Origin of the sequence: Streptomyces sp. NPDC021562 (genome assembly GCF_040640875.1) — a bacterium.
Taxonomy (GTDB): Bacteria; Actinomycetota; Actinomycetes; order Streptomycetales; family Streptomycetaceae; genus Streptomyces.
Window position 1 is genome coordinate 356904 of the sequence record NZ_JBFACN010000002.1, and the last position, 22284, is coordinate 379187.

21 protein-coding genes are annotated in these 22284 nt (G+C 71.0%); 11 read left to right on the forward strand and 10 right to left on the reverse strand.

The annotated features are described in order from the left end of the window. The first annotated feature begins 14 nt into the window (after positions 1–14). Entirely contained in the window at positions 15–995 is a 981-nt protein-coding gene (locus AB0G52_RS04100) for an NAD(P)H-quinone oxidoreductase (protein ID WP_361333450.1), read from the forward strand. Positions 996–1035: 40 nt separating this feature from the next. Here the strand turns inward: AB0G52_RS04100 and AB0G52_RS04105 are convergent, their stop codons facing one another. Next, entirely contained in the window at positions 1036–1518 is a 483-nt protein-coding gene (locus AB0G52_RS04105; protein WP_361333453.1) for a hypothetical protein, read from the reverse strand. 188 nt (positions 1519–1706) lie between these two features. Between AB0G52_RS04105 and AB0G52_RS04110 the strand changes: the two genes are divergently transcribed. Beyond that, positions 1707–2246, forward strand: a complete 540-nt coding sequence (locus AB0G52_RS04110) for a bacterial proteasome activator family protein (RefSeq protein ID WP_132888453.1) — start codon at positions 1707–1709, stop codon at positions 2244–2246. A 77-nt stretch (positions 2247–2323) separates the two neighbouring features. Here AB0G52_RS04110 and AB0G52_RS04115 read toward each other — a convergent pair whose 3' ends face one another. Beyond that, entirely contained in the window at positions 2324–3970 is a 1647-nt protein-coding gene (locus AB0G52_RS04115; RefSeq protein ID WP_132888454.1) for a protein kinase, read from the reverse strand. A gap of 318 nt (positions 3971–4288) precedes the next feature. Here AB0G52_RS04115 and AB0G52_RS04120 point away from each other — a divergent pair, with 318 nt between their 5' ends. Beyond that, a complete protein-coding gene (locus tag AB0G52_RS04120) occupies positions 4289–5875 on the forward strand; it encodes a protein kinase (RefSeq protein WP_361333457.1) in 1587 nt (528 codons plus the stop codon). 118 nt (positions 5876–5993) lie between these two features. Here the strand turns inward: AB0G52_RS04120 and AB0G52_RS04125 are convergent, their stop codons facing one another. After that, positions 5994–7013: a phosphotransferase gene (locus tag AB0G52_RS04125; protein ID WP_361333693.1), complete on the reverse strand. Its 1020-nt coding sequence runs from the start codon at positions 7011–7013 to the stop codon at positions 5994–5996. A gap of 466 nt (positions 7014–7479) precedes the next feature. Between AB0G52_RS04125 and pdhA the strand changes: the two genes are divergently transcribed. Genes pdhA through AB0G52_RS04140 form a run of 3 tightly spaced genes read left to right on the forward strand, consistent with a single transcriptional unit; the run spans position 7480 to position 11109 of the window. Further along, a complete protein-coding gene (gene pdhA / locus AB0G52_RS04130; protein ID WP_132888456.1) occupies positions 7480–8694 on the forward strand; it encodes a pyruvate dehydrogenase (acetyl-transferring) E1 component subunit alpha in 1215 nt (404 codons plus the stop codon). 17 nt (positions 8695–8711) lie between these two features. Beyond that, complete coding sequence (locus AB0G52_RS04135; protein ID WP_132888594.1) at positions 8712–9677, forward strand: alpha-ketoacid dehydrogenase subunit beta; 966 nt, start codon at positions 8712–8714, stop codon at positions 9675–9677. A gap of 10 nt (positions 9678–9687) precedes the next feature. Further along, positions 9688–11109, forward strand: coding sequence for a dihydrolipoamide acetyltransferase family protein (locus AB0G52_RS04140; protein ID WP_361333460.1), 1422 nt, complete (start codon positions 9688–9690; stop codon positions 11107–11109). A 60-nt stretch (positions 11110–11169) separates the two neighbouring features. Here the strand turns inward: AB0G52_RS04140 and AB0G52_RS04145 are convergent, their stop codons facing one another. Next, complete coding sequence (locus AB0G52_RS04145; RefSeq protein ID WP_361333462.1) at positions 11170–12105, reverse strand: BRO family protein; 936 nt, start codon at positions 12103–12105, stop codon at positions 11170–11172. A 170-nt stretch (positions 12106–12275) separates the two neighbouring features. Continuing rightward, positions 12276–13175, reverse strand: a complete 900-nt coding sequence (locus tag AB0G52_RS04150) for a D-alanyl-D-alanine carboxypeptidase (RefSeq protein WP_361333465.1) — start codon at positions 13173–13175, stop codon at positions 12276–12278. 192 nt (positions 13176–13367) lie between these two features. Between AB0G52_RS04150 and AB0G52_RS04155 the strand changes: the two genes are divergently transcribed. Together AB0G52_RS04155 and AB0G52_RS04160 are read left to right on the forward strand one after the other, a co-directional pair. Beyond that, a complete protein-coding gene (locus tag AB0G52_RS04155; protein WP_132888460.1) occupies positions 13368–14018 on the forward strand; it encodes a GntR family transcriptional regulator in 651 nt (216 codons plus the stop codon). After that, complete coding sequence (locus AB0G52_RS04160; RefSeq protein ID WP_361333468.1) at positions 14015–15316, forward strand: MFS transporter; 1302 nt, start codon at positions 14015–14017, stop codon at positions 15314–15316. The genes AB0G52_RS04155 and AB0G52_RS04160 overlap by 4 nt, the downstream gene beginning before the upstream one ends. 28 nt (positions 15317–15344) lie before the next feature. Here the strand turns inward: AB0G52_RS04160 and AB0G52_RS04165 are convergent, their stop codons facing one another. Together AB0G52_RS04165 and AB0G52_RS04170 are read right to left on the reverse strand one after the other, a co-directional pair. Next, positions 15345–16109, reverse strand: a complete 765-nt coding sequence (locus AB0G52_RS04165) for a class I SAM-dependent methyltransferase (protein WP_132888462.1) — start codon at positions 16107–16109, stop codon at positions 15345–15347. 113 nt (positions 16110–16222) lie between these two features. Continuing rightward, positions 16223–17047 carry a maleylpyruvate isomerase family mycothiol-dependent enzyme gene (locus AB0G52_RS04170; protein ID WP_132888463.1) on the reverse strand — a complete coding sequence of 275 codons (825 nt, stop codon included), beginning with the start codon at positions 17045–17047 and terminating at the stop codon, positions 16223–16225. Positions 17048–17268: 221 nt separating this feature from the next. On the opposite strand from AB0G52_RS04170, the gene AB0G52_RS04175 reads away from it, so the two are divergent. After that, positions 17269–18066 (forward strand): carbon-nitrogen family hydrolase, encoded by a 798-nt coding sequence (locus tag AB0G52_RS04175; RefSeq protein WP_361333472.1) that lies wholly within the window; start codon positions 17269–17271, stop codon positions 18064–18066. A 43-nt stretch (positions 18067–18109) separates the two neighbouring features. Here the strand turns inward: AB0G52_RS04175 and AB0G52_RS04180 are convergent, their stop codons facing one another. Further along, the gene (locus AB0G52_RS04180; RefSeq protein ID WP_132888465.1) at positions 18110–18604 is read right to left on the reverse strand and encodes an LURP-one-related family protein; all 495 of its coding nucleotides are present in this window, start codon (positions 18602–18604) and stop codon (positions 18110–18112) included. After that, the gene (locus AB0G52_RS04185) at positions 18601–19602 is read right to left on the reverse strand and encodes a helix-turn-helix domain-containing protein (RefSeq protein ID WP_361333475.1); all 1002 of its coding nucleotides are present in this window, start codon (positions 19600–19602) and stop codon (positions 18601–18603) included. Before AB0G52_RS04185 ends, AB0G52_RS04180 begins: the two co-directional genes overlap by 4 nt. A 53-nt stretch (positions 19603–19655) precedes the next feature. Here AB0G52_RS04185 and AB0G52_RS04190 point away from each other — a divergent pair, with 53 nt between their 5' ends. After that, positions 19656–20048: a cupin domain-containing protein gene (locus tag AB0G52_RS04190; protein ID WP_361333478.1), complete on the forward strand. Its 393-nt coding sequence runs from the start codon at positions 19656–19658 to the stop codon at positions 20046–20048. A 66-nt stretch (positions 20049–20114) separates the two neighbouring features. After that, complete coding sequence (locus AB0G52_RS04195; protein ID WP_361333481.1) at positions 20115–21950, forward strand: thioredoxin-like domain-containing protein; 1836 nt, start codon at positions 20115–20117, stop codon at positions 21948–21950. A 43-nt stretch (positions 21951–21993) separates the two neighbouring features. Here AB0G52_RS04195 and AB0G52_RS04200 read toward each other — a convergent pair whose 3' ends face one another. After that, positions 21994–22245, reverse strand: a complete 252-nt coding sequence (locus tag AB0G52_RS04200) for a DUF6458 family protein (RefSeq protein ID WP_046727683.1) — start codon at positions 22243–22245, stop codon at positions 21994–21996. Positions 22246–22284 lie beyond the last annotated feature (39 nt).

Consider the following 22284-nt stretch of genomic DNA (forward strand, 5'->3'; position numbering starts at 1 on the left):
GTAGCGTCGCGGACATGCATGCGATCACGATTCCCGAACCCGGTGGACCCGAGGCGCTGGTGTGGGACGAGGTCCCCGACCCCGTGCCCGGCGAGGGCGAAGTACTGGTCGAGGTGGTGGCCAGCGCCGTCAACCGCGCCGACATCATGCAACGACAGGGCTACTACGATCCCCCGCCGGGCGCGTCCGCCTACCCCGGCCTGGAGTGCTCCGGGCGGATCGCCGCGCTCGGCCCGAACGTCTCCGGCTGGTCGGTCGGCGACGAGGTGTGCGCACTGCTCGCGGGCGGCGGCTACGCGGAGCGGGTCGTCGTCCCGGCCGGACAGCTGCTGCCGGTGCCCGAGGGCGTGGATCTCCGGTGGGCCGCCGCGCTGCCCGAGGTGGTCAGCACGGTCTGGTCGAACGTCTTCATGATCGCCCATCTGCGCCCGGGCGAGACGCTGCTCGTGCACGGTGGCTCCAGTGGCATCGGCACCATGGCGATCCAGCTGGGCAAGGCGGTCGGCGCCAAGGTCGCGGTCACCGCGGGGACGAAGGAGAAGCTGGACTTCTGCGCCGAGCTGGGCGCGGACGTCCTCGTCAACTACCGCGAGCAGGACTTCGTCGAGGAGGTGAAGGCGGCCACCGACGGCGCGGGCGCCGACGTCATCCTCGACAACATGGGCGCCAAGTACCTGGACCGGAACGTGCAGGTCCTCGCGGTCAACGGGCGGCTCGCGATCATCGGCATGCAGGGCGGCGTCAAGGGCGAGCTGAACATCGGAGCGCTGCTCGCCAAGCGGGCCGCGATCAGCGCGACCTCGCTGCGCGCCCGGCCGCTCGCGGAGAAGGCGGCGATCGTCGCGGCGGTACGTGAGCACGTCTGGCCGCTGATCGCCCAGGGCCATGTCCGTCCGGTCGTCGACCGGGAGCTGCCGATGGCCGAGGCGGCGCAGGCGCACCGGGTGGTGGAGGCCAGCGACCACATCGGGAAGGTCCTACTGGTCACCGGCTAGGGAAGCTGCCGGCACCGGCCGGGGGATCCCCGGACACCCGCTAGCCGCGGCGCACCCGCAGTCCGATGAAGGCGAGGCCGAGTCCGAGGCCGATCAGGACCAGTCCGCTGCCCAGCGGCAGGATGTCCAGTACGGGCTCGGTTTCGCCGTCCTGGCCGGGGGCGATGGCCTGGTGGACGGGTGGCGGCTGGGGCGCGGTCGGGTTCACGGCGGCGTCCCGGGGCGGTTGCGCGGCCGTGGCGGCCTGGCTCTCGGCGCCGTCCTCCGCCGCCTCCTCGTCGGGGTCGTCGGGGTCCTCGTCGCCCATCACCGTCACCGCCGGTCCCAGGTGCCGTCCCGGCCGCGTCCGGCCCTCACCGGCCACCGTCCCGGCCAGGGACGGCCGGGGGGTGGCCGAGGCGCCGACGGAGTCGGAGGTCAGCGGCCCGGGGCCGTGGGCGACAGCCGTGCGGGACGGCAGCAGGATCATCGCGAGGACGAGCAGCAGAAGACCGCCGAAGGCGGTTCGCAGCCTTGGAGTCACGGCGGTGACCTCCTGGAGCACGGTCGTCGTCAGGGCCGACGCCCACCAGCCTCACATTCGGTGACAAGCCGGGCATTTCTGGTTCGCCCGATGGGTCTACGGCCGGTCCTGGTGCGTTCCGAAAGGTGGATCAGCCCCAGAGGGGGGCACCACGCTGGTGAGGTGTACGGGTGCGAGAGAATGGCGGCATGGAGATGCCGAGGAACGAACGGTCCACCGAGAACCCGCAGATCCTGGTCGTGGGCCAGGACGGAATGGCTCTCGGCGGCGGCAACGGGGACGAGGACTCCCGCGAGGTCCCGGTGACGGAGATGGTGGAACAGCCCGCCAAGGTCATGCGGATCGGCAGCATGATCAAGCAGCTTCTGGAGGAGGTGCGCGCCGCTCCCCTCGACGAGGCCAGCCGGGTCCGGCTCAAGGAGATCCACGCCAGCTCCGTGAAGGAGCTGGAGGACGGGCTGGCGCCGGAGCTGGTGGAGGAGCTGGAGCGGCTCTCACTGCCGTTCACCGAGCAGTCGACCCCCTCCGACGCGGAACTGCGGATCGCGCAGGCGCAGTTGGTGGGCTGGCTGGAGGGGCTCTTCCACGGCATCCAGACGACCCTGTTCGCCCAGCAGATGGCCGCCCGTGCCCAGCTGGAGCAGATGCGCCGTGCGCTGCCACCGGGCGTCGGCCACGAGGGCGACGAACACGGCCAGGCCGGCCGCACCGGCGGCCCATACCTCTAGGTCTCCCGGCAGGCGAAAGGGCCCGGCGTGCGACCGCCGGGCCCTTCCTACGTCCTCAGCCCGTGCGTCCTCGTGCCTCAGCCGGTGGCCGGGTTGCCGGTGGACACCTTGAGCTCGATGGTCGGCATGTCCTTCGGGTCGACGTCCGTGCCGGAGGACGGGAACTGGTCCATGACCGCGCCGTCGCCGTACGTGTTCTCGTCGACGTTCGTGATCTTCATCTGCCATCCGGCGGCCTGGAAGCAGGCCTTGACCGACTTGATGTACTTGAACTTGAAGTCCGGGACCCGCACTTTCTTCGGGTCGTTGTAGGACTCCTCGGGCTCGGTGCACTCGGTCGTCTCGACGGTCTTCGAGGTGTCGGGCCCGCGGTAGCCGGAGGCGTGCGAGGCCGAGGCGCTCGCGCTGCTGCCACCGCCGCCGTTGTCGTCACCGCCGTCGCCCTTGTTGTGCAGGGCCAGCGCGACGACCAGCCCGATCACCGCGATCAGCGAGACCGCGACCGACCCGATGACCGCCGGCCGGTTGCCCTTCCCACCGCCACCGCCCCCCGCACCGGTGGAGACGGTGGCCGGGGCCGTGGAGTACGGCGGGGCAGGCGGCGCCGGCCGGCCGTACCCCGCCGGGGTCTGGTAGCCGGCCTGCTGCGGATAGCCGTAGGCGGGGGACGGCGTCGGTGCCGGGGTGCCGTACGGATGGGCGGCCGGCGTCGGCTGGTACGGGGTCTGCACCGGTCCGGACGCCGCGGGTGTGGCCTGGTCGACGGGCGGGAACACCGCGGAGCCGACCCCGGAGCCGCTCTGCGCCCGGGGGACGCCCGGCACGATGCTGGGCGCGGCGGGCTGGAGCGAGGCGGCCACCCGCAGGCACTCGTCGCGCATGGACTCGGAGGTCGGGAATCGTTCGTTCGGGTTCTTCTTCAGCGCGCGGGCGACCAGCGCGTCCACGGCCGGCGGCAGGGAACGGTTGATCGAGGAGGGGGCGACCGGCTCCTCCTGGACATGCGCGTAGGCGATCGCGAGCGGGGAGTCCGCGTCGAACGGCAGCCGCCCGGTGACCAGCTGGAACAGCATGATGCCGACCGAGTAGAGGTCGGATCGGGCGTCCACGCCACGGCCCAGCGCCTGCTCGGGGGAGAGGTACTGCGGGGTGCCGACGACCATGCCCGTCTGGGTCATCGAGGTGACCCCGGACTGCATGGCACGGGCGATGCCGAAGTCCATCACCTTGACGACCCCGCGCTTGGTCATCATCACGTTGCCCGGTTTGATGTCGCGGTGGACCAGCCCCATCTCGTGGCTGATCTCCAGCGCGGCGAGCACGTCGGCGGTGATCTTCAGCGCCTTGTCGGCGGGCATCGCGCCGAACTGCCGTACGTCCTCGTCGAGCACCGAGCCGAGCGGGCGGCCCTCGACGTACTCCATGACGATGTACGGCATCGTGGCGCCGTCGAGCGCGTCCTCGCCGGTGTCGAACACGGAGACGATGTTGGTGTGCGTGAGCTTGGCCACTGCCTGGGCCTCGCGGCGGAAGCGCTCGCGGAAGGCCTGTTCCCGGCCGAGTTCGGTGTGCAGGGTCTTGATCGCGACCTGGCGGTCCAGGACCGTGTCGTAGGCCAGGTGCACGGAGGCCATGCCGCCCTCGCCGAGCAGGTCGCGCAGCTGGTAGCGGCCACCGGCCAGAGCCCGCCCCGTATAACGGCCGTGTGCGCCGTCCTGGCTCATTTTCCCCGTCCCCCGTCGGCCCCTCAGGCACCCTTGTTGATCGAATGTCCCATTCCCGGCCAAGTCTGCCCCAGGGCACCGACACGTCAAGCGCGGTGCCCGTTCCGTGACCGTACGCGAAGGAAGAGTCGCGGAAGCGTTACAGCGGCCGTACGCCCGGTACACAGAATTTGCACGACGGTGAGGGGTGCGGGTTTCATGGCCGGTCCGTCCACGGGCCGGATCCCGGACCTGCGGGTTGCCCGGAGGCTGTAGCGTGGCCGACGGAGACCGTGACAACACCGCGCGCACCGCGGGCAGAAACGACGGCGAGGACCGATGGCACAGACGCACAGCGCCCAGGGCCCGTCCGACCCCGAGGCGACTGGCGGCGGCATGTCAGACGCGCCGGAGATGTGGGGCAACCAGGGCCTGGTCGGCGACGGCCGGTACCGGCTGACCCACCGTCTCGGCCGGGGCGGCATGGCCGAGGTGTTCGCGGCCGAGGACGTACGGCTCGGCCGCACCGTGGCCGTCAAGCTGCTCCGCGCCGACCTGGCGGAGGACCCGGTCTCCAAGGCCCGGTTCACCCGCGAGGCACAGTCGGTCGCCGGCCTCAACCACCATGCCATCGTGGCCGTGTACGACTCGGGAGAGGACGTCGTCGGCGGCCAGTCGGTGCCGTACATCGTGATGGAGCTGGTCGAGGGCCACACCATCCGCGACCTGCTGATCAACTCGGAGGCGCCCGGGCCCGAGCAGGCCCTGATCATCGTCTCCGGGGTGCTGGAGGCGCTGGCCTACTCGCACCAGCACGGCATCGTGCACCGCGACATCAAGCCGGCCAACGTCATCATCACCCAGACCGGTTCCGTCAAGGTGATGGACTTCGGCATCGCGCGCGCCCTGCACGGCGCGTCCACGACGATGACCCAGACCGGCATGGTCATGGGCACCCCCCAGTACCTGTCCCCGGAGCAGGCGCTCGGCAAGGCCGTCGACCACCGCTCCGACCTGTACGCCACTGGCTGTCTGCTCTACGAACTGCTCGCGCTGCGGCCGCCGTTCATCGGGGAGACCCCGCTGTCGGTGGTCTACCAGCACGTCCAGGACATCCCGGTGCCGCCGTCCCAGACCTCCGAGGGCGCGGCCCCGCCGGAGCTGGACGGCCTGGTCATGCGCTCGCTCGCCAAGGAGCCCGACGACCGTTTCCAGACCGCCGAGGAGATGCGCGGCCTGGTCCAGTACGCCCTGCAGATGCTGTACGACCAGGGCGGCCACACCGGCACCTGGAACACCGGCCCGGTCGCCGTGCACGACGGCCGGCACACCCCGGCCTCCGGGTTCGCCGGTACGACCGTGATGCCGCACCCGACGGCCGCCTCCGGGACCACCCAGATCCCGCAGCCGATCCTGCCCTCCCGTTACGGGGGCGACGACGGTGGCTTCGAGGGGCACGGCAACAAGGGCAGCGGCCGCGGCAGGCTCTGGATCCTGGCCGTCCTCGCGGTGATCGCCATCGCGGCGGGCGTCGCGCTGGCGCTGAACAAGGGCGGTGGCGGCGGTGACGGCGGCGGCACGGGGCCGTCGACGTCCCCGAGCGCCTCGCAGACCACCAAGGACGAGACGCCCAGCTCCAGCCCCACCGACGAGACCAGCGCCACGTCCTCGGACACGGGCACCGGCACGAGCGGTTCGGGCAACGGCAACCACAACGGCTACTCGAAGCCGCCGACCCCGACGTACAGCCCGTCCCAGCAGCAGAGCAGCGAGCCGAGCAGCGAGCCGAGCGAGACGGCCAGCGCCTCGCAGCCGACCGACACCGCGAGCTCGCCGGACTCGCAGCCCTCCGACACGACGGGCACCGGCGACGCCGGCGGGACCGACGCGGGCACGATCTCCGGCTCCGGCCTGGGCGGCGGTTGAAGGACACCCACGCCCTTCGGCAACTGAGAAGGCGCGGCAAGGCGCGGCATGACGCGACGAGGCACGGGCGAGGCGCCCTTCCGTCACCGGGAGGGCGCCTTCGTCGTACCGGCCGGTGTCACGCCACGAACGCGTCGCACACCGCTTCGTACTCCCTGGTCCACCACACGGCCAGGGCCGAGGCGGCGGGGAACTGGGAGTCCGCGCGGGTGTCACCCCGCTCGTAGTGCCAGCGCAGCATCCAGAAGTCGTTGAGCCGCTCCCACCACACCCGGTGCACGGCCGCCGCCAGCTCCGAGGGCGTGGCCCCGGCCGCGCGCCGGTACGCGCGCGCGTACGCGCGCACCTTGCGCAGGTCGAGCGCGCCCGCCGGGCGGACGAAGAAGATCACGGCGGCGCGTACCGCCTCCTCCGCGCGCGGCTGCACCCCGAGCCGGTCCCAGTCGACGATCGCGGCGGGGGCGTCGTCGTCCTTGTACAGCAGGTTGAACGGGTGGAAGTCGCCGTGCACCCAGCCCACCGGGCCGCCGCGCGGCGGGCGCCGGCCGGCGTGCTGCTCCAGGAGTGCCCGGCGCTCCAGGAGCCGGTGGCGGGCGAGTTCGTCGAAGGCGTCGGCCGGGCGGTGGCGGCTGACCCGGGTGAGCAGGTCGTCGATGAGCGCGTAGGTGTCGGCCGGGTCGGCGCTCTCCACGGGATGGGGGGCGGTGGCCGGGCGGGTGCGCCCCTTGGGCGGCATCACGTCTTCCAGGCAGGCGTGCACGGCACCGAGCAGCGCGCCGAGCCGCGTGCACTCCCCGCGCGTGAGCTGTCCGCCGTGCCGGTGCCTGCCGTCGATCCAGGGGTGCAGCGCGTAGGCGTGCCCGCCGACGACCGCGACCGTCCGGCCGTCGCGGTGGGCCAGGGGCGGGGCGACCGGGACGCCGACGGCGGCGAGGCGCTGGGTGGCCAGATGCCGGCGCTCGATGGCGGCGGGGTCGGCGGTGTCCGGATCGAAGTGGTGCTTGAGGAAGTAGCTGCCGCGGGTGGTGCAGAGGCGGTAGCCGCGGTTGAGAAGACCTTGTTCCACGGGCTCGCAGGCGAGTGCGGAACCGGCGGCGTAAAGCCGGAGCAAGGCGCCCAGAGGGGGCGCATGGGGCACGAGGGGTGGTACGGGTGAGCGCGGCACGCGGCAGATGCTAGGGCACCGGATGAGGCCTTGAGCTGCGGATTGTTGCAGACAGTCGCTGTTGATCGCTTTCGGTCACAGGGTGGACCTTGACGAACTCGGGTGCGAAGCATTCTTCCCGTCCCCCGGTCCCGCGAGATAACGTGCGGTTGCTCCGGCTTCTCGCAAGGCTCTGACCAGCTAGCTTCCGGCCCGCGTCGACCCACTGGGGAACCCAAGGGGAAAGTACTTGGATTTCCAAGCAAAAACGCAGGTCAGGAGGGGTTTCACAGAAATGTGACGCACTGGGTAACGTGCATCTTGCAGGGCGCTCGCCGGGGCACCTGTCACGCCTGTTCCCGGCCGAGTGGCACCCACCCCGTGCCACGGGTGTCGGAAACAGGTGAGCCGCACTGGTTCACCCGGCAACCCCGGGGGCCGGACCGACGGAGGAGCACACGTGAGCGTGGACAGCAGTGCCGCGGGCACACCGCGACGCAGCGCCGCAGGCAAGGCCGGTACCACCGGCAGCAAGACCGGCACCAAGCGCACCACCAGCCGCACCACCACTCGCACCACGACGAAGAAGAGCGCCGAGCCCGAACTCGTGCAGCTGCTGACCCCCGAGGGCAAGCGGGTCAAGAACGCCGAGTACGACCCCTACGTCGCCGGGATCACCCCCGACGAACTGCGCGGCCTGTACCGCGACATGGTGCTCACGCGTCGTTTCGACGCCGAGGCCACCGCCTTGCAGCGGCAGGGCGAGCTGGGTCTGTGGGCCTCCCTGCTCGGCCAGGAGGCCGCCCAGATCGGCTCCGGACGCGCCACCCGCGAGGACGACTACGTCTTCCCGACCTACCGGGAGCACGGCGTCGCCTGGTGCCGCGGGGTCGACCCGACCAACCTGCTGGGCATGTTCCGCGGCGTCAACCACGGCGGCTGGGACCCCAACACCAACAACTTCCACCTCTACACGATCGTCATCGGCTCCCAGACGCTGCACGCGACGGGGTATGCGATGGGGGTCGCCAAGGACGGTGCGGACAGTGCGGTGATCGCGTACTTCGGTGACGGTGCGTCCAGCCAGGGTGACGTCGCCGAATCGTTCACTTTCTCCGCGGTCTACAACGCTCCGGTGGTGTTCTTCTGCCAGAACAACCAGTGGGCGATCTCGGAGCCGACCGAGAAGCAGACCAGGGTGCCGCTCTACCAGCGCGCCCAGGGCTTCGGTTTCCCCGGCGTCCGTGTCGACGGGAATGACGTGCTGGCGTGTCTGGCGGTGACGAAGTGGGCGCTGGAGCGGGCCCGCAGCGGCGAGGGTCCGACGCTGGTGGAGGCGTTCACGTACCGGATGGGTGCCCACACCACCTCCGACGACCCGACGAAGTACCGGGCGGACGAGGAGCGCGAGGCGTGGGAGGCGAAGGACCCGATCCTGCGTCTGCGCCGGTATCTGGAGGCTTCACACCACGCGGACGAGGGATTCTTCGCGGAACTGGAGAGCGAGTCGGAGGCGTTGGGCAGGCGGGTGCGTGAGGCGGTGCGGGCGATGCCGGACCCGGACCACTTCGCCGTCTTCGAGCACGTGTACGCGGACGGGCACGCGCTCGTCGATGAGGAACGAGCCCGGTTCGCCGCCTATCAGGCGTCGTTCGCGGACGTGGAGGGGGTCTGACCGTGGCTGCGGAGAAGATGGCTCTGGCCAAGGCGATCAACGAGTCGCTGCGCCGCGCGCTGGACGCGGACCCCAAGGTGCTGGTGATGGGTGAGGACGTCGGCAAGCTGGGCGGTGTCTTCCGGGTCACCGACGGCCTGCAGAAGGACTTCGGTGAGAGCCGCGTCATCGACACCCCTCTGGCGGAGTCCGGGATCGTCGGTACGGCGATCGGTCTGGCTCTGCGGGGTTACCGGCCGGTGGTGGAGATCCAGTTCGACGGTTTCGTCTTCCCGGCGTACGACCAGATCGTCACGCAGCTGGCGAAGATGCATGCGCGTTCGCTGGGCAAGGTGAAGATGCCGGTGGTCGTGCGGATTCCGTACGGCGGTGGTATCGGTGCGGTCGAGCACCACTCGGAGTCGCCGGAGGCGTTGTTCGCGCATGTGGCGGGGTTGAAGATCGTGTCCCCGGCGAGTTCCTCGGATGCCTACTGGATGATGCAGCAGGCCATCCAGAGCGACGACCCGGTGATCTTCTTCGAGCCGAAGCGGCGGTACTGGGACAAGGGTGAGGTGGATCCGGAGGCGATCCCCGGTCCGCTGCACAAGGCGCGCGTGGTCCGTGAGGGCACCGATCTGACGCTGGTCGCCTACGGCCCGATGGTCAAGCTGTGCCAGGAGGTCGCCGACGCGGCCGCCGAGGAGGGCAGGTCGTTGGAGGTCCTGGACCTCAGGTCCGTCTCCCCGCTGGACTTCGATTCGATCCAGGCCTCGGTCGAGAAGACCCGCCGGCTGGTCGTGGTGCACGAGGCGCCGGTGTTCTTCGGTTCGGGCGCGGAGATCGCCGCCCGCATCACCGAGCGCTGCTTCTACCACCTGGAGGCCCCGGTGCTCCGGGTGGGCGGCTACCACGCCCCCTACCCGCCGGCGCGTCTGGAGGAGGAGTACCTGCCGGGCCTGGACCGGGTGCTCGACGCCGTCGACCGCTCGCTGGCGTTTTGAGGAGAGGGTCGTGACGACGATGACGGAAGCGTCCGTACGCGAGTTCAGGATGCCGGACGTGGGTGAGGGGCTCACCGAGGCGGAGATCCTCAAGTGGTACGTCCAGCCGGGTGACACGGTGACCGACGGTCAGGTGGTGTGCGAGGTCGAGACGGCGAAGGCGGCCGTCGAACTGCCGATCCCGTATGACGGGGTGGTGCGTGAGCTGCGTTTCGCGGAGGGCACCACGGTGGACGTGGGCACCGCGATCATCACGGTCGACGTGGCGGGCGGGGCCCAGCAGGCTCCCGTCGAGGAGCCCGCCGCCGCGGCGCCGGAGCCGGAGAAGAAGCCGGAGGGCCGCCAGCCGGTCCTCGTCGGCTACGGCGTGGCGGCCTCCTCCACCAAGCGCCGCCCGCGCAAGGGGCCGGAGGTGACGGTCGCCGAGGCGGCGGTCCGCTCCGCGGTCCAGGGCGAGCTGAACGGCCACGCTCCCGCCCCCGCGGCGCCCGCCGACGCGCCTCAGGAGCGCCCGCGTCCGCTGGCGAAGCCGCCGGTGCGCAAGCTGGCGAAGGACCTGGGTGTGGACCTGGCCACGGTGACCCCGTCGGGCCCGGACGGCGTCATCACGCGCGAGGACGTGCACGCGGCGGTGGCGGCGGCTCCCGAGGCGACGGTGGCCGTACCCGAGGCTCCCGCCGCTCCCGCCGCGCCTGCCGTTCCCGCGGCCCCCGTCGCTGCGTACGACACCGCCCGCGAGACCCGCGTGCCCGTCAAGGGTGTGCGCAGGGCGACGGCGGCGGCGATGGTGGGTTCCGCGTTCACGGCCCCGCACGTCACGGAGTTCGTGACGGTGGACGTGACGCGGACGATGAAGCTGGTGGAGGAGCTGAAGCAGGACAAGGAGATGCAGGGCCTGCGGGTCAACCCGCTCCTCCTCATCGCCAAGGCGTTGCTGGTCGCGATCAAGCGCAACCCGGACATCAACGCGTCCTGGGACGAGGCGAACCAGGAGATCGTGCTCAAGCACTACGTCAACCTGGGGATCGCCGCGGCCACCCCGCGGGGCCTGATTGTCCCGAACATCAAGGACGCCCACGCGAAGACGCTCCCGCAACTGGCCGAGGCGCTGGGCGAGCTGGTCGCCACGGCCCGGGACGGCAAGACGTCACCGGCCGCGATGCAGGGCGGCACGGTCACCATCACCAACGTCGGCGTCTTCGGCATCGACACGGGCACGCCGATCCTCAACCCGGGCGAGGCGGCGATCCTCGCGGTCGGCGCGATCAGACTCCAGCCGTGGGTCCACAAGGGCAAGGTGAAGCCGCGTCAGGTCACCACCCTCGCCCTCAGCTTCGACCACCGCCTGGTCGACGGTGAACTCGGCTCCAAGGTCCTCGCGGACATCGCGGCGATCCTCGAACAGCCGAAGCGGTTGATTACCTGGGGCTGAGGCCGGATAGGTTGAGAGAGTGGGCGGCCGCAAGCTTGGATTGCGGCCGCCCACTGCATGTCAGAGCTGGTTCAGCACGTAGACCGGCGCCCCCTCCTCCGTCCCGCCGCGCGAGTGAATGCAGGCGTGCTTGCGCAGCAGCCGGAGACACTCGTTGACGCGGTGCACCGTCAGGCCGGTGCGCGCGGCGATCGATTCGAGCGGCTCGCGCAGCTCACCCTTCTCGACGAGGACCGGGGCGATCACGACGGCCACCGTCCACACGTCCTCGGTCACGGACAACCGCCGCCGCCAGTCGGCGAGTACGGACTCGGTGGTCGGCAGCGCCACGGGCGGACCGTAGGGCTTGCGGCGTTCGAGGACGAGTTCGTCGAGCCGGTCGGCGATCCGTTCCATGGCCCGGACCATGGCCTGCTGCACGGCGAGCGTGCTCCTCTGCAACTCGATCAGTTCGCGCTGCCCGTTCGCCAGTTGCTCGTCCAGCTGAAGGTTGTGTGCCTCGAGTCGGACGATGGCCTCGGCGACCTGCTCCGGCATGGCGTACGCGATGGGCGCCCCCGGTTCGGTCGGCTGCACCTCGGCCTCTTCGAGAGTGTAGGAACCCTCTCGCTGGACTGTCTCGATGACCTCCGCGACCCACTGCTTGAAGGGGGCGCAGGTCGGCTTCGTGCAGCCGTTGACGAGGATGATCAGGCCCTGGAGATCGATGAGATTCATGTCTCGACGCCACTGCCTACCTGCGGGAATGCTGAGAGCGTGACCTCCAGTCACGGTCTCGAGAGTTTCTCGATGGGCCTCCGGGACGTGATCTGCCAGCGCCTTGCTGGGTGTGGTGTACCCGAGTTCCTTGCACACATCCACAGCCGGGAACCAGTGCGTTCCGTCCGGCATGGTCAGCCGTCGTACTCGCGCTCCGGTCGCCGCGTACACGAAGTCGCTGACGTCGATGGCCTCGTGGCGGCCGGCCGGCTTCGCTTGCTTGTTGGGTTCGTTCATGGGAACCACCTCCGCTGCGGAACCTAGGGCGGAGAAAATCGAATATGCCAGTCACATACCTGCATGTTCACGATTGCGAGGGAAGAACGGGAGTTCTGCTGCGAAGTTCCTTTTGGGTATGGCAAAAAGGCCCGCCGCATGGGGTGCGGCGGGCCTTGGTGTGGAGCGGGTCAGATCGTCGCGAAGCCGTAGTTCAGGAGCTTCGTGGCGTCCGTGGCGCGCTGGGTGATCGAGGAGGAGGCGAGGACGGTGCCGATGACCGTCTTGCCGTTGCGGGTCGCGGCGAAGACCAGGCAGTACTTGGCCTCGGGGCCGGAGCCGGTCTTGATGCCGATCGCACCGCTGTAGCTGCTGAGCAGCGTGTTGGTGTTGGTCCAGGCCGCCATGGTGCGGGTGGAACCGGTCTTGGTGATCGTCTTCGCCGTGTAGCTCTTCGTCTTGACGACCGTGCGGAACGTGGCGTTCTTCATCGCGCTGCTGGCGATCTTCGTCAGGTCGCGCGGCGTCGAGTAGTTGTTGCCGTTGCCGATGCCGTCGAAGGAGTCGAAGTGGGTGTGCGTCGCGCCCACGCTCTTTGCGGCGGTGTTCATCTTGCCGATGAAGTTGGCGACACGCTTGGCGCGGGTGGTGCCGGAGCCGTACTTGTCGGCGAGCGCGTACGCGGCGTCGCAGCCGGAAGGCAGCATCAGCCCGTAGAGCAGCTGGCGGACGGTCACCTTGTCGCCGACGATGAGGTGCGCCTGGGAGGCGTTGTTGGCGACGACGTAGTCGCTGTACGCCTTCTGGATGGTGACCTTGGCGTCCAGGTTCAGGTTGGACTGTGCGAGCACGACCTTGGCGGTCATGATCTTCGTGGTGGAGCCGGTGGACAGCTGGGTGTCCGCCTTCTTCGTGTACAGCGTCTTCGCCGTCGAATTGTTCATGACGTAGCCACCCTTGGCCACGATCGAGGGTGCGGTGACGGCCTGCGCGGGTGCCGCGGTGAGGGCACCGGTCGCGAGCATCGCGCCGGAGGTGACGGCGACGGCGACGGCCTTGCGGAGGCGGGTGCCCTTAATGCCGGTAATCAACTGAAATACCCCGAGTCGAGTCGTAATGCCCCTGTGATGCGGCCGAGTTGGGGGTGCCAAAGCGTGTGGGGCCGCATGTGTGTGACACGTAAGTAGCACAGATGGTTGTGCGGTTGCTGGGTGCGATGTACGTCACGTCCGGATGGTGGACGCCGTGCGCCCTTGCGTACGCGTTGTATCTAAGCTGTGGGCATGAGCCTGGCCGTCAAGCAGCCCCCCGCCGCCGACCGCGTCTACTCCCATGTCAAACAAGGCGTCCTGGACCGTCACTACGAAGGCGGCACCCTCCTCACCGAGGGCGAGCTGGCCGAGGCCGTAGGGGTCTCCCGCACGCCGGTCCGCGAGGCGCTGCTGCGCCTCGAGGTCGAGGGTTTGATCAGGCTTTACCCGAAGAAGGGTGCCATGGTGCTGCCCGTCTCCGCGCAGGAGATCGCGGACGTGGTGGAGACCCGGATGCTGGTCGAGGAACACGCGGTGCGCAAGGCCGTACCCCCGTCGGCCGCGTTGGTGGCCCGCCTCCAGGAACTGCTCGACCGGCAGAAGGCCGAGGCCTCCGCCGGTGACCTGGCCGCCGCAGCCGTCACCGACCGCTGCTTCCACGCCGAGATCGTCCGCGACGGCGGCAACGGGATCCTCTCCCGGCTCTACGACCAACTGCGCGACCGGCAGCTGCGGATGGGCGTCGCCATCATGCACGCCCACCCCGACCGGATCGCCAAGTCGCTCACCGAGCACGAGGAGATCCTGGACGCGCTGCGCGCGGGGGACGCCGATCGTGCGGTCGACCTCGTGCACCGGCACGTCGACTGGTTCGCGCACCTGGCACGGGGTGAGGTCCGATGAGCCGCAGCGGCACGCCGTTGCCCGGTGATCCCCCGGGCGGCCGCCGGGCCGTCGCCGTGTGGGGCATAGGCGTCTCGGTCTACTTCGTCGCCGTCATCTTCCGCACCTCCCTCGGAGTGGCCGGCCTCGACGCGGCCGACCGTTTCCACGTCGGCGCCTCGGCCCTGTCCACCTTCTCGATCCTCCAGCTGCTGGTCTACGCCGGCATGCAGATACCCGTCGGCCTGCTGGTCGACCGCCTCGGCACGAAGAAGGTGCTGACCATCGGCGCGGTGCTGTTCACCGCCGGACAGCTCGGCTTCGCCTTCTCCCCCTCGTACGGCACCGCGCTCGCCTCGCGCGCGCTGCTGGGCTGCGGTGACGCGATGACGTTCATCAGCGTGCTGCGGCTCGGCACCCGCTGGTTCCCGGTCCGGCGCGGCCCGATGATCGCCCAGCTGGCCGGCCTGGTCGGCATGGCGGGCAACCTCGTCTCCACCCTGGTCCTGGCCCGGCTCCTGCACGGCCTGGGCTGGACCCTGGCGTTCGCGGGCAGCGCGCTGGCCGGCGCGGTCGTCCTCGTCCTCGTGTTCCTGTTCCTCAAGGACCATCCCGAGGGGTACGAGCCGGAGCCCTTCCCGCACCAGGGAGCGGCCTACGTGCGCAGGCAGATCGCCGCGTCCTGGCGGGAGCCGGGGACCCGGCTCGGTCTGTGGGTGCACTTCACCACCCAGTTCCCCGCGATGGTCTTCCTGCTGCTGTGGGGGCTGCCGTTCCTGGTGCAGGCGCAGGGGCTGTCCCGTGCCACGGCCGGGGAACTGCTGACCCTGGTCGTCCTCTCCAACATGACGGTGGGACTGGTCTACGGCCAGATCGTCGCCCGGCACCACACGGCGCGGCTGCCGCTGGCGCTGGGCACGGTCGGGGCGACCGCGCTCGTCTGGGCGGCGACCCTGGCGTATCCCGGCGACCACGCGCCGATGTGGCTGCTGGTGGTGCTGTGCACGGTGCTGGGGGCGTGCGGACCCGCGTCGATGATCGGCTTCGACTTCGCGCGGCCCGCCAACCCGCCCGAGCGGCAGGGGACCGCGTCCGGGATCACCAACATGGGTGGTTTCGTGGCCTCGATGACGACGTTGTTCGCGGTCGGGGTGTTGCTGGACGCGACCGGCGACAACTACACGGTGGCGTTCTCGTGCGTGTTCGTGCTGCAGGCGCTGGGCGTGAGCCAGATCCTGCGGTTGCGGGGGCGAGCCGTCCGGCGGGAGCGGGAGCGGCTGGTGGCGAGCCGGGTGGAGACGGTGCACGTGCCCGCGTAGTCCGACCTCCTGCCCGTACGAGGGTGGTTCAGGCCGTCGTCGGGACCAGGGTCAGGTAGGCTAGGCCCAGGACGCCTCGGTAGGTCAGCCAGGCCCTGCGGTGGGCGTCCAGGCGTTCCCGGGTCTCCGCCGCCAGGGGATGACCGGGGTGGGCCGCCAGCCATACCTCCTGGTCCGCCTGGTACGCCGACTCGAACTCCTCCCACTCGTCCGGGCCGGCCGTCTCGATCCACTCGGGGCGGAAACCGGCCGCGACCGCCAGGTCGGCCAGCTCCGCCAGCGGGTGGTGATCGGCCACCGAGGCACCCGGCCACATCCGGGACAGCTCGGCGTCCGTCGGGACGCGCTGCCAGAAGCCCTCGCCCAGCAGGACCCGGCCCCCGTCGGTCACCAGGCGGCGCAGTTCACGCAGGGCCGTGACGGGATCGTCGCCGAGCGCCTGGCTCGCGCCGAGGCACAGCACCACGTCGGCCGGGCCGCGGGCGGTTCCGACGGCGGACTCCTCGGCGAACTCCACCCGGTCCGCCAGCCCCCGCGCCTTGGCGGCCCGGCGCCCCCGCTCCAGGTCCCCCGCGTGCAGATCCACCCCGACGCCCCGCGCCTCCGGTACGGCCTCCAGCAGCCGGAGCAGCAACTCGCCCCAGCCGCAGCCGATGTCCAGCACGCCGGCGGGGCGCGTGGCGGCCAGACGCCGAACCATCGCGGTCGCGCGGGCCTCGGAGAGGGGGCCGTGGAAGGTGAGGCGGGTGAGGCGGGGTGGGAGGTCGTCGTGTGGTGCGGCGTCAGCGGTCATGCCGGGCACGGTAGGCGTCCGCGGTCCCCGGGAGACAGCGAATTACCGGCGTCCGCCCGCCGACGGCGCATGACCGGCGTCCGCCCGCCGACTCAATCCGCCTGCCGACCGTCCTACTGGGTGACCGCGAAGTGGCGCAGGATCGCCGCCGTCAGTTCCGGGTCGCCCTCCGCCTTCACCCGGTCCGCGACCGCGTCCGCGGAGGTGCGGCCGCAGGCCAGCCGGACGTACGTCTCCCAGTCGAGGGTGAAGACGGCGGCGGGGCCGAGCGCCGGGGTGGCCTCCAGGGTGCCGCGGCCCTGGATGTCGATCCGGATGGTGCGCAGGAACTCGACCGGCCCGTGCACGTCGAAGATGACGGCCGAACTGCGCGGGGCGTCCGCGTCGTTGGCGACCACCCGGGGCAGCTCGGCGAGCAGCACGTCCCGGGCGACGTGTGCGCCCGGCGAGTCCAGGTTGCCGGGCCGGCCGAGCGCCGCCCGCAGGTCCTGCTCGTGCACCCACACGTCGAACGCGCGGTTGCGCATGGCCTCTTCGAGGGTGATCTCCTTGCCCATCGGCCCGCGCACGATGTGCCCCGGCTCCCGCGACTCGTTGCGCAGCTGACGGTTGCGGCGGATGATCGTGTACTCCAGCTCGGAGGTCATCTCGGGCGCCGTGTGGTGACGGCGGGCGTCGACCTGCATCTCCATGTAGCGCTGGTGCTCGTTGGTGATGTGGAAGAGGTCGCGCGGCAGGGTGTGGATGGGGCGTGGGTCGCCGAGCATCTCGCAGTCCAGGCCGATGACATGGGAGACCACGTCCCGCACCGACCAGCCCGGGCAGGGCGTCCGCCGGTTCCACTCCCCCTCGACCAGAGGCGTCACCAGCTCGGATATCGCTTCGATGGAGTGGGTCCAGGCGTCGGCGTAGGGCTGGAGGGTGGGATGCAGACTCACGGAAACGGGACCCCTCGGCGGTCGGTACTCGGGCAGGTTGTGGCGGCGCTGCCAGCGGGAGGTGGGCTGCTGTCGGCGGGTGTCTTGAGACTCCCCCAATTCTCGACTTCGCTCGAACCGGGGGGACCCCCAAGTTACGCTGCTGTGAGGCACCCCGGCAGTGCTTTCGTGTGACGATCGTAGGCCCGTATGGACGGCTCGAATGCCAGGACGGTGGTAGTGTGCGCGCCTCGCTCATCCAGATCGATGTAAACGAGGGCGAATCGGTCGAATCTCGTCGGCGACGCGTGGCCGCGTTGGTGCGCGAGCAGGCGGAAGCCGATCTCGTGGTGCTGCCCGAACTGTGGACGACGGGTGCGTTCGCCTACGAGCGGTTCGCCACCGAGGCCGAGCCGCTCGAAGGCCCGACGTACGAGGCGATGGCCAAGGCGGCGAGCGACGCGGGCGTCTGGCTGCACGCCGGCTCGATCCCGGAACGGGACCCGGACGGCCCCCTCTACAACACGGCTCTCGTCTTCTCCCCCTCCGGTGACCTGACCGCGGCCTATCGCAAGATCCACCGCTTCGGCTTCGACAAGGGCGAGGCGGTGCTGATGGGCGCCGGGCAGGAACTGGTGACGGTCCGGCTCCCCGGGACCACCCTGGGGGTGGCCACCTGCTACGACCTCCGGTTCCCCGAGCTCTTCCGCGGACTGGTCGACGCCGGCGCCGAGACGATGGTCGTCTCGGCGGGCTGGCCCGAACGGCGACGCGCGCACTGGACGCTGCTGGCCCAGGCGCGGGCGGTCGAGAACCAGGCGTTCGTGCTCGCGTGTGGAACGGCCGGGACCCATGCCGGAGTTCCGCAGGCGGGTCACTCGATCGTGGTGGATCCCTGGGGCGAGGTGCTGGCCGAGGCGGGCGCGGGCGAGGAGGTCCTCACCGTCGACCTCGACCCCGCCAAGGTCGCCGCGACCCGCGAACAGTTCCCGGCCCTCAAGGACCGCCTGCTGGGCCTTGAGCCCCCGCACCACCGTTAGGGCCCTGGGCCTGCCTCTACCGTCCGCCCGTCCCGGCCGGCGGCTAGTCCTCCTCCCGCTCCTTGTCGGCGAGGTGGATCACGCACACCGCGACCGCGATGAGCAGCGCCGGGTCCGCGTCGTCCCGCAGGACGTCGACGCCGTAGGTCTCCCGCACGTGCAGCCAGCGCCGGGAGATCACGGCGAGCAGCTCACCGTCGTACTCGACGGCGAACTCGCGGTCCAGGATCCGGCCGCTGACGTCCAGCTCGGTGCCCTCGGCCAGGCGCACCCGGTAGTGGTTGCGCAGCAGCGAGAGCCGCTTGCGCCTGATGGTGGCCAGCGGTTCGCCCTCGCGTTCGATCACCATCGTGTCGCGCAGGGCGAACATCTTCTGGTGGAAGTCGACGAGCACCCGTCCGTGCCGGTCCTTCAGCTCGAACGTGTCCCGCAGCCGCATGGCCTTGCCGTCGACGAGGAACACCTTGTCGCCGTGCTCGTCCTCGATCCAGTAGTCCTCGCCGAAGCCGAGGAGCCGGTCCCGCACCTGGAATCTCATGTCTGTACCCCTTCCCGGCCGACCGGCCCGAAACGCCGGCGGTAGTCCGACGGGCTGAGTCCGGTCTCGCGCCGCAGCCGGGCGCGCAGGTTGGCGGCGGTGCCGAGACCGCTGCGCGCCGCCACCACCTCCAGCCGCTCCTCCCCGCGCTCGATGAGACGGCAGGCGAGAGCCACCCGTTCGCCGGTCAGCCAGGCCAGTGGGGTGGTGCCCAGCTGGGCGCGGAACCGGCGGTGCAGGGTGGCGGGGGAGACGGCCGCCCGCGCGGCCAGGTCCGCCACGACGAGGGGCTCGCCGAGCCGCTCCTGCGCCCAGGCGAGCAGCGGGCCGAGCGACTCGTCCGGTACGTCGGGCACCGGACGCTCCACGAACTGCCGCTGGCCGCCGTCCCGGTGTGAGGCGAACACCAGCCGCCGGGAGACCGCGTTGGCCGTTTCGGCGCCGTGGTCCCGGCGCCAGATGTGCAGCCCCAGGTCGAGCGCCGCCGCGCTGCCGGAGGCGGTGAGCAGGTCGCCGTCGTCGACGAAGAGCACGTCGGGCCGGAGCAGCACCCGGGGGTGCAGGTCCCGGAAGGCGTCCGCCCAGCGCCAGTGCGTGGTGGCCGGCCGTCCGTCCAGCAGCCCGGCCTCGGCGAGCGCGAAGGTCCCGGTGCAGAAACTCACCACCCGCGCGCCCCGCGCGTGCGCGCGCCGGACGGCGTCGAGGACGTCGGCACCGCGCGGTACGACGTTGTCGGGCCGTCCGGGTACGACCAACGTGTCCGCCTCGTCCACGGCCGTCAGCCCCGCCACCCCGCTGAGCGTGAAGAAGCCGTGGTTCATGCGCACCTCGGGCGTGGGCGCGCAGAGCGTCACCTCGTAGGGCGGCACGGGCAGGCCCAGCTCGGGCCGCGGCAGCCCGAACAGTTCGGTGGCGACCCCCACCTCGAACGGATTGGTCCCCGAGTCGACGATCACGGCGACCCGGTGGGGCCGGGGCTGAGAGGATCCTTGCGGCATGTGCGATTTCTAGCACTCACGCGGGTGCCGGACCACCGCCCAGGATGAGCGACATGACCAGCGAACCCCTCTCCCTCGCCGACGCCCTCGCGTCCTTCGACGCCCTGTGGAGCCCGCGGATCGTCACCGCCGTCAACGACTACGACGTCCGCGTCGCCAAGGCCGAGGGCGAACACATCTGGCACGTCCACGACCACACCGACGAGTTCTTCCTGGTCCTGGAGGGCGAACTGCGCATCGCCCTGCGGGAGCCGGCCGGCGAGCGCACGGTCGTCCTGCCGCGGGGGTCGGTCTTCACGGTCCCCCGAGGCACCGAGCACAAGCCGAGCGCCCCGGCCGGAGCGTCGATCCTCCTCTTCGAACCGACCGGCACCCTCACGGTCGGCGACCACCACGACGCCGTCCCGTCCCACGTGGACGCGACGACGGGCCACGCACTGCGCTGACCAGCGGCGCAGCAGGTTGTCCACAGGCGCGATCGCACGGCTCGGGGGAAGTGGCACCCTTGATCCATGAGCGAGACATCCCCGGCCCCCACCCCGCGCCGTGCCCGCGTCCGTGCCCCCGAGCTGATCGGCAAGGGCGGCTGGCTGAACACAGGTGACAAGCAGTACACCCTCGCGGACCTGCGCGGACGCATCGTCGTCCTGGACTTCTGGACGTTCTGCTGCATCAACTGCCTGCACGTCCTGGACGAGCTGCGTGAACTGGAGGAGCAGCACCGTGACACCGTGGTGGTCATCGGGGTGCACTCGCCCAAGTTCGTGCACGAGGCCGAGCACCAGGCGGTCGTCGACGCCGTGGAGCGGTACGGCGTGGAGCACCCGGTCCTCGACGACCCGGAGCTCGCCACCTGGAAGCAGTACGCGGTCCGCGCCTGGCCGACGCTGGTGGTGATCGACCCCGAGGGGTACGTCGTCGCCCAGCACGCCGGTGAGGGGCACGCGCACGCGATCGCCCGGCTGGTCGAGGAGCTGGAGGCGGAGCACGAGGCGAAGGGCACCCTGCGGCGCGGCGACGGCCCGTACGTGCCGCCGGAGCCCGAGCCGACCGCCCTGCGCTTCCCCGGCAAGGTCCTGCTGCTGCCCTCGGGGAACTTCCTGGTCAGCGACACCAGCCGGCACCAGCTGGTGGAGCTGGCGGAGGACGCGGAGACCGTCGTACGGCGGATCGGCTCCGGTGCGCGCGGCTTCGCGGACGGCACGGCGGCCGAGGCCTCCTTCAGCGAGCCGCAGGGGCTGGCGCTCCTCGACGACGGCTCGGTGGTCGTCGCCGACACCGTGAACCACGCCCTGCGCCGCCTGGACCCGGACACCGGCGAGGTGACCACCCTCGCCGGCACCGGGCGCCAGTGGTGGCAGGGTTCCCCGACCTCGGGCCCGGCCCGCGAGATCGACCTCTCCTCACCCTGGGACGTGGCCGTCTTCGGCGGCAGGGTGTGGATCGCCATGGCCGGCGTGCACCAGCTGTGGGCCTACGACCCGCAGGCGGGGACCGTGGCGGTCGCCGCGGGCACCACCAACGAGGGGCTGGTGGACGGCCCGGCCGCCGAGGCCTGGTTCGCCCAGCCGTCCGGTCTCGCGGCCACCGCGGACCGCCTGTGGCTCGCCGACTCCGAGACCAGCGCCCTGCGCTGGGTCGACCCGGACGGGCGGGTCCACACGGCCGTCGGCACCGGTCTGTTCGACTTCGGACACCGCGACGGCGCCGCCGGGCAGGCCCTGTTCCAGCACCCGCTGGGGGTGACCGCGCTCCCCGACGGTTCCGTGGCCGTCGCCGACACCTACAACCACGCGTTGCGCCGCTACGACCCCGCGACCGGCGAGGTCACCACGCTGGCCACGGACCTGCGGGAGCCGAGCGACGCGGTGCTGGTCGGCGAGGACATCGTGGTGGTGGAGTCGGCCCGGCACCGGCTGACCCGCCTGCGCCTGCCCGAGGAGGCGGTCCGGGTGGCGTCGGTCGCGCACCGCACGCAGCGGGCGGCGACCGAGGTGGCCCCCGGCCGCCTCCGCCTCGACGTGATCTTCCAGGCCCCGGCGGGCCAGAAACTGGACACCCGGTACGGCCCGTCGACCCGCCTGCTGGTCTCCTCGACCCCGCCGGAGCTGCTCCTCAAGGGTGAGGGCGCGGACACCGACCTCACGAGAGAGGTGGACCTGAACCCGGCCGTCACCGAGGGCGTCCTGCACGTCTCGGCGATGGCCGCGAGCTGCGACGACGACCCGGCGAACGCATATCCCGCCTGCCATGTGCATCAGCAGGACTGGGGCGTGCCGGTGCGGATCACGCAGGGCGGGGCGAGCCGACTGCCTCTTGTCCTGGCCGGAATGGACCAGGACGCCTGAGGCGGCGCCGCGCCCGCCAGGTCAGCGCCTGCGCGGGACCAGCTCAGACGCCGTACCCGTCGGTGTATCCGTCACGGTGGTGATGGTGCCGTTCCTCCTCGACGACCGTCGCGGCCGGCGGCACCATGACCCGCCGACGGCGGGCGATGCTGCTGAAGGTGGCGACACCGATGATGCCGACGGCCATCAGGATCAGGCCTACGACGTCGAGGTTGACGCCCTGCATGTGCCAGTCGGTCGCGAACGTGAGGATGGCCCCCACGGCGATGAGGATGATGCACCCGCCGAGCCCCATGAGCGTTGCCTTCCCTTCAGGTCCGGTGGTGGTTCCGGT

Coding starts and splice junctions, on each gene's coding strand:
- AB0G52_RS04100 (WP_361333450.1), top strand. CDS start 15: ATGCATGCGATCACGATTCCCGAACCCGGTGGACCCGAGGCGCTGGTG.
- AB0G52_RS04110 (WP_132888453.1), top strand. CDS start 1,707: ATGGAGATGCCGAGGAACGAACGGTCCACCGAGAACCCGCAGATCCTG.
- AB0G52_RS04115 (WP_132888454.1), bottom strand. CDS start 3,970: ATGAGCCAGGACGGCGCACACGGCCGTTATACGGGGCGGGCTCTGGCC.
- AB0G52_RS04120 (WP_361333457.1), top strand. CDS start 4,289: ATGGCACAGACGCACAGCGCCCAGGGCCCGTCCGACCCCGAGGCGACT.
- AB0G52_RS04135 (WP_132888594.1), top strand. CDS start 8,712: ATGGCTCTGGCCAAGGCGATCAACGAGTCGCTGCGCCGCGCGCTGGAC.
- AB0G52_RS04145 (WP_361333462.1), bottom strand. CDS start 12,105: ATGAACGAACCCAACAAGCAAGCGAAGCCGGCCGGCCGCCACGAGGCC.
- AB0G52_RS04155 (WP_132888460.1), top strand. CDS start 13,368: ATGAGCCTGGCCGTCAAGCAGCCCCCCGCCGCCGACCGCGTCTACTCC.
- AB0G52_RS04160 (WP_361333468.1), top strand. CDS start 14,015: ATGAGCCGCAGCGGCACGCCGTTGCCCGGTGATCCCCCGGGCGGCCGC.
- AB0G52_RS04165 (WP_132888462.1), bottom strand. CDS start 16,109: ATGACCGCTGACGCCGCACCACACGACGACCTCCCACCCCGCCTCACC.
- AB0G52_RS04180 (WP_132888465.1), bottom strand. CDS start 18,604: ATGAGATTCCAGGTGCGGGACCGGCTCCTCGGCTTCGGCGAGGACTAC.
- AB0G52_RS04185 (WP_361333475.1), bottom strand. CDS start 19,602: ATGCCGCAAGGATCCTCTCAGCCCCGGCCCCACCGGGTCGCCGTGATC.
- AB0G52_RS04190 (WP_361333478.1), top strand. CDS start 19,656: ATGACCAGCGAACCCCTCTCCCTCGCCGACGCCCTCGCGTCCTTCGAC.
- AB0G52_RS04195 (WP_361333481.1), top strand. CDS start 20,115: ATGAGCGAGACATCCCCGGCCCCCACCCCGCGCCGTGCCCGCGTCCGT.
- AB0G52_RS04200 (WP_046727683.1), bottom strand. CDS start 22,245: ATGGGGCTCGGCGGGTGCATCATCCTCATCGCCGTGGGGGCCATCCTC.